The sequence below is a fragment of the Pseudohongiella spirulinae genome, from assembly GCF_001444425.1.
GTDB lineage: Bacteria > Pseudomonadota > Gammaproteobacteria > Pseudomonadales > Pseudohongiellaceae > Pseudohongiella > Pseudohongiella spirulinae.
Genome location: NZ_CP013189.1, coordinates 1,405,117 through 1,418,831 on the forward strand (window position 1 = coordinate 1,405,117; position 13,715 = coordinate 1,418,831).

Below are 13,715 nucleotides of genomic sequence, written 5' to 3' on the forward strand. Positions count from 1 at the left end.
GTCAGTTCAAACGCCGCCTGGCATTACCTCATCGCGCCAGGCTGGTCGTAAATAACGTCGTTCTGCCCGATAGTATGTCACACCCGAACGATCCAGATATTCCAGTACCTTGATGGTGAGGTTGCGGCCGATGCCCGAGAGGTCCCGGTACTCCGCGGCCAAAAAGCCGCTGTCGCTGCTGTTTTTGCACAATGCCTGTGCCACCGCCGCCAGATCACCCAGCTGTTCGGGCAGATAAAAGCGGTTGGGCGCCACCGGCAACAGGTATCCCCAGGCTTGTAGCCGCTGCATGACAGCCAGCATTTCGTCTCGCTGCAATCCCAGCTGATCGCCTAGCTCTCCGACGATCGGAGGACGTAATCCGGCATTCTTGATGGCTTCGCGTATTTTTGGCCAGAGCTTTTGGTCCTGCTCAGGTAGTCGTGGCTGATGATCAGGTAGTGCGAGCACGGTGCCATGTTGCCGGAGCTGCCCATCGTTGATCAGTTGTTTGATGATAGTCTGGCCGGTCACTTGCGACAGATCCGGGATGGCTCTGTTCAGCAGTACCTGCTGGTGAACGCCAAGTTGCTCAGGCTGAGATGCGTGTGCAATTTGTATGACTTGTAACAGCCGTTGCTGTGACTGTGCCCAGCGACTTTTGCTAAGCGCCATGTCACCCAGTGTTAGCACCTCTGGATGCGTCATTACCTTGCGGATCTGAGTTTTACTCAGGTTCCAGCGCTGTGCAAAGCTGTGCAGATCAATCTCAGCCTGATGCTGAAGCTCTGTCAGCAGCGCGTCGGAAGCTGATGTTATGCCGACCAGTGCTCGCAGACGTGCCACAGATTCGGGTTTGCTGCGTCCGCGCTGTCGCCCTTGTGGATCCAATACCTGGCCACCAGCCAGCGTAATGTTGGCGGCTGGTTCACGCAATATGACCGTGTCACCAACAATGCTGTGTACTGGTTTGTCGAGTAACAATTGCGCGAGTCCTGCGGATTGATCCAGCCAGACCAGCCGGCCACTGACTGCGGTAGCACCGATTATAATCTGCAGGGTGCCACGATGAACGTTTTGATCGGGAAGTACGCGAAGATGGACATCCAGTCGCTGGCTACTCTGGACCATATCAGTGTTCAGCAGCCAGTCTCCGCGTTGGGGGTGCGTGTGGTTGACTGCGCCAGTCAGATTCAATGCGCCACGTTGCCCACTGACAATTTCAGATACCGGTTTTCCGTCTATCTGAATGCCGCGCAACCGTATCTCACCGTTCGTAGCCGCCAGTCTCAGTGATGTCTGATCTTTTGTGCTCAGCCTTCCATTGAGCAAGGTGCCGGTGATCACACAACCCGCACCCGGTACAGTGAATCGCCGATCGATCAGGAAGCGGGGTAAACCGTCAGGATTGCGTATCGGCGTCGTCAGGGCCAATGTTCTGATGGATGCCAGCAGTTCGTCCATTCCACGACCGCTGATGGCATCCACCAGAGTAATGACAGAACCGGCGAGGCGGGTGTCTTTGATTAGCTGCTGAGTGGCCTTCAGACAATTTGACAGCTGCTGCGGGCTGGCGCGTTCAATAGCGCTGATAACGACAATGGCGCGCTCAATACCAGTAAGTTCAAGTAAGACCAGATGCTCATGTGTCTGTGGCATGGGCCCTTCATCGGCGGCAATAACCAGAAGAGCAGCATCCACTCCAGCCAGCCCCGCCAGCATGGTGCGGATAAAACGCGAGTGGCCCGGCACATCGACGAATCCGATGCTGCCTGCCTGTGTGTCATGCAGCCAGGCGAAACCCAGGTCGATGGTCAGACCACGGCGCTGCTCTTCGGCCAACTGATCGGTGTTTTTACCGGTGAGTGCTTTGATCAGCGTGGTTTTGCCATGATCTACATGGCCGGCAGTGGCAATGATCACGTTGCCGGCTCCACCTGAAAGCGGTGAATGTGCCACTGGGCGATCAGTGGCTGCGGATCTTCCACACAGCGACAATCCAGCAGCAGGCTGTCGTCGGTGATACGGCCAATCACAGGTAAGGGCAGCTGCCGCAATTGCCTGGCCAGTTCACGCAATTGTCGGCTGCGCTTGCGTTTGTTGGCGTGCTGACTGCGCAAGCGCAGTGAGGCGCTGGGCAATCTATCCAGAGGCTGGGAACCTGAACCGATCTGGCTGAGCGTGCTGCAGCAATCCACATCGATCTCCTCGCCAGCCCAGGATTGTAAAGCGGGCAGCAGTTGTGTCGCCGTCTCTTCAATGGCTGTCTGTTCGCGGCTGAGCAGGCGCAATGCCGGGATGCGCTGGGCCAGCTTCTTCGGGTTGGCGTATAAGCGCAGCACGGCGGCCAGCGCCGCCAGTGTGAGTTTGTCGCAGCGCAGTGCCCGTTTCATAGGATTCTTGCGAATTCGGCTGATCAGGTCGGCGCGCCCTGCAATGATACCGGCCTGTGGTCCTCCCAGCAGTTTGTCGCCACTGAAGGTTACTACATCGACGCCTTGTGCCAGTACATCGCGCACTACCGGTTCGGCAGGCAGGCCCAGGCGCTGCATGTCGATCAGGGAGCCGCTGCCCAGGTCAACTGCCAGCGGTATCCTGCTTTGTCTGGCAATACTCGCCAATTCCGATTCGCTGACACTGCTGGTGAAACCCTGCACCGCATAGTTGCTGGTATGCGCCTTTAGCAATAGCGCTGTGCGTGAGTTGATGGCGTCAAGGTAATCATGCGTGTGAGTGCGATTGGTGGTGCCCACTTCCCTGAGCTTGCAACCGGCGCGCGACATGATGTCGGGCAGACGGAAAGAGCCGCCAATCTCTATCAGTTCGCCGCGCGATACAATCACTTCCTTTCGTGGCGCGAGGGCACTCAGTACTAACAGCACAGCGGCTGCGTTGTTGTTGACTACGGTAGCCGCTTCCGCACCGGTCAATCGGCAGATCCAGTCTTCAACATGCGTATCGCGATCGCCGCGCTGACCGGATTCCAGATCGTATTCAAGATTACTGGCACCACTGGCAACCGCAGTCATGGCGGTGATAGCCTCGGGGGGTAGCGGCGAACGTCCCAGATTGGTGTGGATGACGGTGCCAGTCATATTAACGACGGGTTTGAAGGTGGGTGCCAGCCAGTTTTCAAGCGTGTGCCCGATTTCTGCAAGCAGCGTCTGTTCGTCGCTAATCAGTGCGTCGCGCCAGCGCTGCAGGCCGGCTCGCACTGCGTCAACTACCAGTGGCCGGCCGTGGCACTGGATCAGTGCCTGTATCCCCGGCCAGGACAGTGCTGTATCGACTGAAGGTGGGCGTGAACCAGGGGAGCTGTTCATCCACATCTCCCCGGTGCACTGTCACTTGTTTTTTGCTTGCCAACTGAACCTGAATACTTATTGGTCAGCGTTCTGACGGGCACACAACAGGCGCAGAATGTCATCCAGCGCGTCATCGGCCAGGGTGCGCATTTCTGCATCGGTGCGATTCTGAATCGGGTGCGGCACAAAAACCATGGCCGGATCGAAACCCAGCGTTTTGCATTGTGCAGCGGCCGCATCAATAAACTCTGTGGAGGCAACTCCAACTCCCGGAATCTGTCGTGACTCCAGATCGGCTATGTCATGCATACAGCACGACGTGCACGATCCTCAGTCAGCCAGCCCTTCCACCAACACATCCACTTCGGCTGCCATCTGCTGTTTCAGCTCAGTCGGGGCAGGGCGGGTGAACGTGGGTTTACTGTAACGTTTGACTGAAACACCCAGTGCGGCCAGTTGCTCCTCGATACGGTCGAGGAAGACGTTGCCGCGTGGTTTGGAGATGTCCAGCAGTCCTACTACTTTGCCATCAAGGCTGTCGGGCCTGGGCAGTCGTGCCCGCTGCGCCGGAGCGTTCTCCGCCGTCGGGTCCAGCAGAATGTTTTCGTTCATAAGTTAACCTCTCGTGTGACAGGTGACGAACCAACCGGGCCGGAAGCAGCCCAGCCAGCAATAATGGCAGAAAACAGACCGGCAGTGCCACCGGCCCGCACAATCAACAGGCCACCCGGTCGGAACTTGGGGACCTGTTTGTCTTTGAATTTTTCCGGAATGCCCTCGGCGATGCCACCCGCACCAGCGACCAGCCGCTCACCCGGAGCCAGCAGTAATTCTTCCAGCCGCTCACGCAAACGTTGCTTCGACCAGCCTGCCTCAATGAAAATACGGGCATGGTCGGGCGCAACAACCAGCACCGCATCGCCCGCCATGGCCAGTTTGACGTTGTCTACCGCCCGCAGCGATTCTGCCATGGAGCGGGCCAGAGATTCTGGATCGCGCGACTTTTGATCGATGATACCCTGCACACCTTCACCGGGAAATACGGTGACCGCAGAGCGACCCGCCGGTATACCCCGCTGCTGGGCCAGTGGCAGCCAGTCACTGTCCTCGGCCTCAGCAAAACAGAAGGTGTATTTGCCCGGATTTCCCAGCGTGGCCCGGTCTATCTCGCCGGGTCGGCCACCACCCACATTACGTATGATCAGCTGCAGGGCGCGACCGATGGTGGCATTGGCGCGATTACCCTGGCCCAGGGCATTGTTGCCCGAGTTCATGCCGATGGCTTTGGCGATTGGGCCGTTTACCATGATCATGGGACTGCCAAACATGGTGGTGCAGATCAGGCCGTGCAGGCCAAAGTCGTCGTCTAATGCGGCTTCCAGGGCGGCGAGCAGCACTGGCATGTATTCAGGTTTGCAGCCAGCCATGACGGCGTTGATCGCAATTTTTTCCACGGTGCAGGGCACCAGGTCCGGGGGCATGATGCCCACGATTTCCTGCGGATCTCGCTGTGTGCCTTTCAGCATGCGCAGGACGCGGACGGGTGTCGGCGGCACGACCGGCAGTCCATCGCTCCAGCCTCGCGCATAGCAGGCTTCGATGGTGTCTTCTTCGGCGCTGACGTCAATTTCACGGGATTTCAACTGCACACGGCCAAACGCCAGTTCCAGCCGCTCGGCGATGCCAGGTTCCAGCGTTTTTGAGCCGCAACCGGGGCGCATGGCCGGCAGATCTTCGCCCAGTTCGTCCAGTCCACTGATTGTTCGCCATTCTGCCTTGTCCCAGCCATAGGTGCGTGCTACTTCCTGCCCCTGTTCGATACGGATGAGGGTAGGCACAAATTCAGTCTCCAACCGCCAGGAGTGCTCCAATGTCTGATCATAAACAGTTCCCGGCAGGCTTTCGGCGTATTGACTGGTGTCCTGCACATACACGCGCAGTGGTCCGGTATCTGCCAGTTTGGCCAGCAATGGCTCTATCAGGCGACAGGTCGGGCAATCGGCTTTGGCAACGACGATCAGGCCGTCGGGCGTGGGTGTTGTCATGAAGCGGTCGGCCTGGTCCGGATTGAAGGATATCTATGCCACAAAGGTATATTTGTCCGACTCGCTTGTCCAGTGAGTGTTCCTTGCGCTTCAGTCGCTATATAATCGATTTCGTGCAAAATAAAAGTTTACATACCACACCACGCCCTCGCTCACTGATGCGCAGCGTGCTGCGTCGTATCGTGCTGGCGGCCGTTCTGGTGGTCGGCGGGTTGACGGCGTTGGCATACAGCTTTATCCACACCGAAACCCAAAGCCGGTTGCTTGATAATCTGAGTGACTGGGTTATTGAGCGAGCTCGCAATGACAGTCTGATCTTTGAGCTGGCTCAGGAGAACCTGGCGCGTTTCAGTGCTGAATTCTTGCGGCTCTACACCTCTGATGTGCCGGTGCATGGCGACATCTTCTGGTCCTACTATCAGGAGGACGAGCATGGCGCAGTGCGTCTGCGCCGGGACTTTTACGACGGTATTTATGCCGATGATGGCCTTTATTACAGCAGCGTAAGCAGTTTTGTTGGCAATAACCAGTCAGTGGACAGTGTTGACCTGCAGCGTCGTCTGGTCCTGTCTGTGCGGCTGCTGGCACAGTTAGGGCCGGCCATGATCAATCGTTTTCAGAACATACATGTCAGTTTTCCCGAAAACGCCATCGCGCTCTATGCTCCTGGCACGCCCTGGGGTTTGGAGGCGGAACCTGATCTGCCCATGAATGAGCTCGGCGTTATTCGCTCCATGCAGCAATCTGAGAACCCTGAGCGCCTGCCGGGCTGGAGCGGACTCTATTACGATGAAACAGCACAGGAGTGGGCTCTGACTTATCAGGTGCCACTGGACATGAACGGTCAGCACTTGATCAATCCCAGCCATGATGTGTCGTTAACGGATCTGATGGAAAGGCTGATCACCGATACACCTGAAGGTGGATACAATCTGATTTTTCGGCAGGATGGTTATCTGATTGCGCATCCCGCCGAGCCAGCGTCTGACCGGCGTTGGGTCGGGCAGATGTCACTGCAGAATATTGATGACCCGGCACTGGTTCGACTATTCGAGCTGATAGATGAGTCCACCGGGGGCGAGCCAGGTGAAGTTGCGCTGATCCATAACAGTATTGATGATAACTGGCTGGCGGTCAGCGAGTTGTCCGGCCCGGGCTGGTGGTTTGTTTCAGTTTACCCCGCAGCATTGATTCGTGAGTCAGCCAGTCAGGCTGCAGCGGCCGTGCTGATCAGTGGTGTCATATTATTGCTTTTGTTGATTTTTATTATTGGATTTATTATCCGGCGCGATGCCGAGAAGCCTCTTGAACAGTTGCGTGAGGCGGCCGAAAGCATTGCGCTGGGTGATTACGATGCAGTGGCTCAGGAGCAAATTAAATTGCCACGGCATTTGCGCAATGAAATAGGTCTGCTGGCTCGTACATTTTATGGCATGGCCGTGAATATTCGTGGCGCGCAGACGACTCTCGAACAGGTTGTTGCAGAACGAACCCGTGCTTTGGAGACAGCCAACCATAATCTGCGTGAGCTCAGTCTGCTGGATGGCTTGCTGGGCATTCACAACAGACGTGCGTTTGACCGGGATCTGGCTTCTGTATACGAGCAATGCAAGCGGGGGGTTGGTGATTTCTATGTGATGATGATTGACGTCGATTCTTTCAAGCTGTTTAACGATAGCTATGGGCATGGCGAAGGAGACCTGGCACTTAAAGAGATCGCTGCCACCCTGAATTCAGCAATACGCAGCGATGACCGCCTGTATCGGTATGGTGGTGAAGAATTTGTGGTGATATTCAATTCCGGCCTGGAAGAACCGATTGAAAGTGCTGCCGAGCGGCTGCTGAATGCGGTGCGCAATCTGGCAATTCCCTTTCCTGAATCCGGCTATGGCATAGTCACTGTCAGTGCCGGATTGGTTCGAGGTTGTGCAGATTATCCCAGCTCTGAGCAGATTGTTGCGCATGCAGATCGTCTGCTATACGAGTCCAAGCGCGGCGGTCGTAATCGGCTCAGTATCGAAACTCAAACCGCATCGTGATCTTGTAACGGATTAGATATCAATCCGTGGCGACATTCTGTCGGGTGTTCCTGACGAAACAGAAGTCCGAATTTATCGTAGAACCGGGAGAATGAATATGTCTGAGCAACAAAAATACCCGTTGATGTGGCGAATACTCCATTGGCTGATGGCGCTGATGGTGCTGACTCTGATCCCTGTTGGTTTGTGGATGACGGCGCGTGGTGAGGCGAACGTCTGGGGTGAGTTAACCAACGCCCTGTATAGCTCGCATAAAGCGATTGGTTTTGCGGTGCTCTTGCTTATGGTTGTCCGAATCGGGTTCAAACTCACGCTGCGCACGCCGGCGTATCCTGCAGAGTTGCCGGTGGCATTGCAGCGAGCCGCCAAGGGTTTACATCATTTATTGTACGTTCTGCTGATCGTGACCCCACTGTTTGGCTGGGCCGGTGTGACGGCCTACCCGGCGCTGATTACCTGGGGAGGCGATCTGCCGGCCATGCCGATGGTGCCAGTTAACCAGGAGCTCGCCGAAAGATTGTTTGCGATACATGGTACGCTGGCTTTAGTTCTGGGTGTGCTGATTGCGGGCCATATTGCTGCTGCCATTCGTCACATTCTGCGAAAGGATGGAATCTTCCGCAGAATGTTATGAACCTGTCACTATCTAACAACAGTTGCCACGTCGTGCTCGAGAGGGCGTAACTGGGGCTGTCCCAGGCGTTGTCGGCGTTTGCCCAATATCAATACAATGGGTGCCGCTATGAAAATTGACGAGCTGGTACTGACCACGATGCCAAACAGCATAGGGATAGCGAAACTGGCAACGGCGCTGCCACCGGCAATCGCCATAGGTAATACCGCCACCAGTGTACTTATCGAGGTATAAGTTGTTCGGGTAAGCGTTGCGCTGATGCTGCGATTGACCAGAGTGTCCAGCGCCATATCGGGCCGCGCTCGCATGCTTTCTCGCATGCGGTCAAACACCACGACCTTATCATTGACTGAATAACCGATCAGTGCCAAAAGAGCTGCGATGGCTGTGAGGTTGAATTCCACGCCAGTGAGCACGAAAAAACCAATGGTTTTGGTCAGATCCAGCGCAATGGTAAGTATCGCCGCCAGAGCAAAGTGATTTTCAAATCGATACCACAGATATAACAACATCCCGGCACCTGCCAGCATGACGGCCAGTATGCTCATATCTGTGAAGTCACCGCTGACTCGGGGGCCTACCATCTCGGCACGGTCTATATTGACCTCCGGAAGTGCTGCACTGACTGCGCTGCGTAAATCCGCTATTTGATTATCTCCGTCAGCTGTTGCCTGAACAGCCTGGCGAATCAGCCATGACTGTCCCTGACCAGCAGAAAGTGCCTGTATAGATATATCCTGGAGACCGGATTGGCTTAACACAGCCTGCAGCTGCTCAAGAGAGGTATCAGATGTTCGCATTTCCAGCAGTGCACCACCGCTGAAGTCGATTCCGTAATTAAGTCCGGGTTGCATCATCAGCCCCAATGATGCAATGGACAGAACTGCCGAAATGAGCAGTCCGGTGGCACCGGCTTTCATGAAGCGAATCACACGCCGGCCACTGCTGAATTGATCACCTGCGTGATCCAACCATGGCAGGCCACGGATGACCAGTGGTTTGCGACCACGGCGGCGCACTATCCACTCCATCATTACCCGGTTAACGGCGACAGCTGTAAACAGCGACGTCAGCAATCCTATACCCATAGTTACAGCGAAACCACGTATCGGCCCCGATCCCATTGCAAAGAGCAGGCTGACAGCAATCAAGGTTGTGATGTTGGAGTCAAGAATCGTTCCGTAGGCGCGCCGAAAGCCGTTGTCCAGCGATAGCCAGGCGCCTTTGCCCTGACGGACTTCATCGCGGATGCGTTCGTTAATCAGGATATTCGCGTCAACAGCCATACCCAGCACCAGGATCAAACCGGCAATGCCCGGCAGCGTCAAGGTGGCACCGAGCAGACTCAATACACCGAAGACCAGGCCCATGTTGATGGCCAGTCCCAGCCAGGCGATCAGCCCCCAGCTGCCATAGATCGCCAGCATAAACGCAAGCACCAGCCCCGCCCCCAACAAACCAGTCATAATGCCCATGTTGATAGCCTGGCTGCCCAGGTTGGGTCCGACAGTGCGTTCCTCAACAATGTCCAGTGCAGCTGGCAGAGCGCCGGCGCGTAGCAGCATAGCCAGTTCACCGGCTTCCACCGCTGAGAATTGACCACTGATTTCCCCGCTGCCGCCAGTTATCGGCGAACGGATTACCGGAGCCGTGACCACTTTGCCGTCCAGCACTACCGCCAGTGCGCGTCCGATATTTTCCCGGGTCATTTGCGCGAATTGGCGGCCACCGGTTTGATCAAGTGTAAAGTTGACCACCGGCAGATTTGTCTGTGGCTGCAACGCCATGCGTGCATCTCTAACGTGTTTGCCTTCCATGGCTATTCGACGCTCCAGGCGGTATGTTTGCTCAGGATCGTTTTGATCGGGCAAAGTCATGACCGTGCGGTTGCCAGGTTCGGCAACCCAGTGGAAGTTCATCTGGGCAGTTGTACCCAGCAGCTCTCTCACCTGTTGCGGCTCGTCTACGCCTGGTAGTTGCACCAGAATCGCATCCTGGCCCTGGCGGGTAATACTCGGTTCGACCATGCCGGTTTCATCCAGTCGCCGGTGGATGACCTCGATGCTCTGGCTGATCACATCATCCAGCAGGGCATCTGCACTCAGCTTGTCGCGATCCTGGTAGATTTCGTGGCTGTCGACGACCAGCAATAGCTGGGAACCACCACGCAGGTCCAGTCCCAGCTTCAGGGTGTTGTTGAGATAGGCTTCGGGCAGCATGCCGTGTGCCGACTCGGGAAGAACATTGGGCAGGGCGCTTAGCAACCCCAGAACTATAATCAGCGCATACCACAGCGTGCGCTTGTAAAGTGACGTCATCATCAATAACTCCTGCACGACAAATACTCGCTACGCAGCAAGCATTGTTTTGCCGTGGCTCACATCAAGAAAAAAAGGATGTTATGCAGGGTTTATCGATTAAAGGGTGGGGCGCGGGCCTGCTGAGTTGTCAGTGCCTGTTTGATGTGGCACTCATTCCCGGAAAGGAAAGCGGCGCCTGTGGAGCGGCTGAGCGGAGCCAGCGGCTGGCCCGCTATCGCCAGATCCGGATCAGACTCGTCCTGGATTAACTGACTGGCGAGCACTGCCCGCATGTCAGCTGGCAGTGAGGCATGTGAGGCGACCCAGCCACCAAGCTTATCTGCATTGTGCTGTCCCTGTGCGCTGGCTGTTGACAGGGGAAAGCCTGACAACAGCAAAGCGCAGAGCAGGAAGTGGGTCGACATCAATGTGCGAAACACGGTCACAGGTTCAATAATCCGTGAATTACGAAGACGAATATACTTATACGCTTTGCTATGTTGCAGCGCAAGAAATCTAAGCGGTCAAGTCTTCTTTAGGACCGAAAAATTCATAACGTATCTGCGTGTGTGGCACTTCCCAGCAGGCAAGTACTTTGTTGTGCAAGGTATTGGGGACGTAATCATCGAGACAGATAGAATTTGGTGACTCTTCACGCGTCACCCAAAACTGATTGGCCCAGTGAAGATATGGTGTAACTTCAGGATTATGTGCGAACATACGATCGTAAAAATGGCGGGTCAGTGTTTCTCCGTCAAACGACTCAACTCAAGAGGTAGCCAAGTCAGTGGAATACACAGACTTTAAAAATGAGGCCGTCGCGCTGTCTGCACAGCTGCTGCATGTGTCAACTCAGACCGAAACTTATGCTCAACTCGGACTTGTCATCGTTATTTTCGGCTTCGCCTATTTTATCAGTAGCCGCCTGCGGGCGTATTTACCCGGCTTTGCGGAGTCTGCGCCTGACGGTCCTCTCAGTCCGATACGTAAACTGACCGGTCATCTTGGTAATTTACTGTTTCCGCTGTTAAGTGTGCTGGTTTTGAGTTTCGCTGTGGAACTGAGTACCACTTTGCTGGGACAGTCATGGCTGGTACGCACAGCACTGATTGTCGCCATGCTGCTGATTTACAACTCTATTATCAGGGATCACGTACGCAATGATTTTGTTGCATTTGTATTCCGCTGGGTGGGATTGCCACTGATCTTTCTTTATTACCTTGAGTGGCTGGAACCATTGATCGACATTCTTGAATCCATGCAGGTGACTCTGGGCAATATTCAGGTTTCTGCCTATGGTGTGGTGCGGGTTGCAGTATTTGGCTCGATCCTGTTCTGGCTGGGACGCATTTCCAACAACACCGGACAAGAGATGATCCGGCGTCAGGAGAAACTGGATTTCCGTGCCCGTGAGGTGGCGGCCAAGCTTCTCCAGGTCACCATCTTTTTTGTCATCTTTTTGCTGCTGTTGCAGATCATGGGCATCAATTTGACGGCTCTTGCGGTGTTCGGCGGTGCAGTGGGTGTGGGCCTGGGTTTTGGGCTGCAGGCTATCGCCTCAAATTTCATTTCCGGTATCATCATTCTGCTGGATCGTTCGGTATCACTGGGTGACTATATTGAACTGGAAGATGGTCGCACCGGCGTTGTTCGGGAACTGACGCTGCGATCAACGACGCTGGAAACATTCGATGGTAAAGACATCATGGTGCCGAATGAAAAATTTGTCACCGAAAGTTTCACGAACTGGACACATAAAAACAAAAAGCAGCGTTACCGGGTCGATTTCTCCGTGGCCTATGGTTCTGATATCCGTCGTCTTGTGGAGATTGTCAAGGCAACTGTGGCGTCCCATGACCAGGTGCTTAGTGGCGAAGAGGTACCCTTTGAGGAGCGACCCGATTGTGAGATTGATGGATTCGGTGATTCTGGCATTAACATGTTTGTGGAATTCTGGATGGAAGGCATCGATGACGGTAAGAACAGGGTGGGTGGCGACCTGCTGTTGATGATTTATGAGGCTATGCGTGATCATGGATTTTCGATTCCCTTCCCGCAGCGTGAAGTCAGGGTGCTCAATCCACAGACTCATAATGAGGGTTCTGGTCATGGCACATAAGTCTGTAAATATATTCTTTGCATTGGTGTGTATCTTTTTAACAGCGTGCCATGTATCTCCTTCTACCGGGAAGCTGATTCACAGTACAGCTGATATTTACCCGGCTGTTGGCCCATACTCACAGATTGTGCAAGCTGGTGATCAGTATTTCTTGTCGGGTGTCATTCCCCTGAATCTGAATGGGGATGCAATTGCTGGTGACACCATCGAACAGCAGACCCGACAAGTTCTTGATTACATCGCAGCAAAACTGCAATCACTTGGCCTCCGGTTGGAGCACGTGGTAATGGCTACTGTGTATATGACTGACCTGCAGGAGTTTTCACGTATGAATCAAGTGTACGGCGAGTACTTTGTCAACAATGCACCAGCACGAGCTACTGTTGAAGTAGCCCGGTTGCCCAGAGATGCAAAAATTGAAATTGCAGTGGTAGCGTCCTCCCTATGAAAAATTTTAATGGAAAAGTTATTGTGATCACGGGTGCCGGCTCCGGAATGGGTCGTGCGTATGCGCTTGAGTTTGCGCGAATGGGTGCAAGACTGGCCTTGTGTGATATCGACACCGAATCATTGCAGGAAACCTGTAAACTGGTGACCAGCGCTGCGAACTGCGATATTTACAGTCAACCCCTGGATGTCAGTGACCGGAATGCAGTGTCTGCATTTGCCGATAGCGTGAAACAGCGATTGGGCAATGCACACATGATTATCAATAATGCAGGAATTGGCGGCGGCGGGCAGCCTGCCTGGCATATGGAAGATGCTCAATATGAGCGAACCCTGCAGATCAACTTTCTGGGTGTGGTATATGGCACCAGAGCTTTTTTGCCACAGCTACTGGCTAATGCTGAAGGTGCGATTGTCAATGTCTCCAGCGTTTTTGGTCTGGTAGGCGTACCCAACACCTCAGATTATTGCGCGGCTAAATTCGCAGTGCGCGGATTTACAGAGTCCCTGATGGTTGAGTTAAGCGAATCGCCGGTCACAGTGCATCTGGTTCATCCCGGCGGAATCCGCACAAATATCGCTAAAGGCGTGGAGGGCGGTGATGAGTTCACACAGCGTTTCCTCAAGACGGACGCGAATGAATTTGTCCGCTATGTCATCAAAGCTCTTCGAAAGGGGCGTCAGCGAATTATTTACGGCCATCAGTCGAAGCCTCTTTGGCTGATGTCCTGGTTATTGCCCCTGCGCTTACGCAACATCTTGTTGTACCGACAGATGCAGCCATTACTGGATTCTGAGGCTTATAAAAAAGTGCGTTCAGACGATTTGTCACAATAATGACACTATT

General features: G+C 54.5%; 11 protein-coding genes. 5 read left to right on the forward strand and 6 right to left on the reverse strand.

The window, feature by feature from the left end; all coding sequences use genetic code 11:
• Window positions 1-6: 6 nt before the first annotated feature.
• Genes selB through PS2015_RS06405 form a run of 4 tightly spaced genes read right to left on the reverse strand, consistent with a single transcriptional unit; the run spans window position 7 to window position 5,329 of the window.
• Window positions 7-1,902 carry a selenocysteine-specific translation elongation factor gene (selB, locus tag PS2015_RS06385; RefSeq protein WP_058021433.1) on the reverse strand — a complete coding sequence of 632 codons (1,896 nt, stop codon included), beginning with the start codon at window positions 1,900-1,902 and terminating at the stop codon, window positions 7-9.
• Complete coding sequence (gene selA, locus PS2015_RS06390; protein ID WP_058021434.1) at window positions 1,899-3,302, reverse strand: L-seryl-tRNA(Sec) selenium transferase; 1,404 nt, start codon at window positions 3,300-3,302, stop codon at window positions 1,899-1,901. Before selA ends, selB begins: the two co-directional genes overlap by 4 nt.
• 57 nt (window positions 3,303-3,359) lie before the next feature.
• Window positions 3,360-3,896 (reverse strand): UGSC family (seleno)protein, encoded by a 537-nt coding sequence (locus tag PS2015_RS15890; RefSeq protein WP_257721210.1) that lies wholly within the window; start codon window positions 3,894-3,896, stop codon window positions 3,360-3,362.
• Window positions 3,893-5,329 carry a thioredoxin family protein gene (locus PS2015_RS06405; RefSeq protein WP_058021437.1) on the reverse strand — a complete coding sequence of 479 codons (1,437 nt, stop codon included), beginning with the start codon at window positions 5,327-5,329 and terminating at the stop codon, window positions 3,893-3,895. Before PS2015_RS06405 ends, PS2015_RS15890 begins: the two co-directional genes overlap by 4 nt.
• A gap of 35 nt (window positions 5,330-5,364) precedes the next feature.
• On the opposite strand from PS2015_RS06405, the gene PS2015_RS06410 reads away from it, so the two are divergent.
• Both PS2015_RS06410 and PS2015_RS06415 read left to right on the forward strand, forming a co-directional pair.
• Complete coding sequence (locus PS2015_RS06410) at window positions 5,365-7,368, forward strand: sensor domain-containing diguanylate cyclase (RefSeq protein ID WP_082628003.1); 2,004 nt, start codon at window positions 5,365-5,367, stop codon at window positions 7,366-7,368.
• 97 nt (window positions 7,369-7,465) lie between these two features.
• Window positions 7,466-8,002, forward strand: coding sequence for a cytochrome b (locus tag PS2015_RS06415; RefSeq protein ID WP_237113398.1), 537 nt, complete (start codon window positions 7,466-7,468; stop codon window positions 8,000-8,002).
• An 8-nt stretch (window positions 8,003-8,010) separates the two neighbouring features.
• On the opposite strand, the gene secD is transcribed toward PS2015_RS06415, so the two are convergent.
• Entirely contained in the window at window positions 8,011-10,323 is a 2,313-nt protein-coding gene (gene secD / locus PS2015_RS06420) for a protein translocase subunit SecD (protein ID WP_082628004.1), read from the reverse strand.
• 89 nt (window positions 10,324-10,412) lie between these two features.
• The gene (locus tag PS2015_RS06425; protein ID WP_058021440.1) at window positions 10,413-10,748 is read right to left on the reverse strand and encodes a hypothetical protein; all 336 of its coding nucleotides are present in this window, start codon (window positions 10,746-10,748) and stop codon (window positions 10,413-10,415) included.
• 341 nt (window positions 10,749-11,089) lie between these two features.
• Here PS2015_RS06425 and PS2015_RS06435 point away from each other — a divergent pair, with 341 nt between their 5' ends.
• From PS2015_RS06435 to PS2015_RS06445, 3 genes are read left to right on the forward strand one after another with little or no spacing between them, the layout of a single operon-like run.
• On the forward strand, window positions 11,090-12,421 hold the full coding sequence (locus PS2015_RS06435; protein WP_082628005.1) for a mechanosensitive ion channel family protein: 1,332 nt from the start codon (window positions 11,090-11,092) through the stop codon (window positions 12,419-12,421).
• Entirely contained in the window at window positions 12,411-12,869 is a 459-nt protein-coding gene (locus tag PS2015_RS06440) for a RidA family protein (RefSeq protein WP_058021442.1), read from the forward strand. Before PS2015_RS06435 ends, PS2015_RS06440 begins: the two co-directional genes overlap by 11 nt.
• A complete protein-coding gene (locus PS2015_RS06445; RefSeq protein ID WP_058021443.1) occupies window positions 12,866-13,705 on the forward strand; it encodes an SDR family NAD(P)-dependent oxidoreductase in 840 nt (279 codons plus the stop codon). The genes PS2015_RS06440 and PS2015_RS06445 overlap by 4 nt, the downstream gene beginning before the upstream one ends.
• Window positions 13,706-13,715 lie beyond the last annotated feature (10 nt).

Bases quoted from the DNA above. Each gene is read 5' to 3' on its own strand.
- selA (WP_058021434.1), bottom strand. From the start codon at position 3,302: ATGAACAGCTCCCCTGGTTCACGCCCACCTTCAGTCGATACAGCACTG.
- PS2015_RS06405 (WP_058021437.1), bottom strand. From the start codon at position 5,329: ATGACAACACCCACGCCCGACGGCCTGATCGTCGTTGCCAAAGCCGAT.
- PS2015_RS06410 (WP_082628003.1), top strand. From the start codon at position 5,365: ATGCCACAAAGGTATATTTGTCCGACTCGCTTGTCCAGTGAGTGTTCC.
- PS2015_RS06415 (WP_237113398.1), top strand. From the start codon at position 7,466: ATGTCTGAGCAACAAAAATACCCGTTGATGTGGCGAATACTCCATTGG.
- secD (WP_082628004.1), bottom strand. From the start codon at position 10,323: ATGATGACGTCACTTTACAAGCGCACGCTGTGGTATGCGCTGATTATA.
- PS2015_RS06440 (WP_058021442.1), top strand. From the start codon at position 12,411: ATGGCACATAAGTCTGTAAATATATTCTTTGCATTGGTGTGTATCTTT.
- PS2015_RS06445 (WP_058021443.1), top strand. From the start codon at position 12,866: ATGAAAAATTTTAATGGAAAAGTTATTGTGATCACGGGTGCCGGCTCC.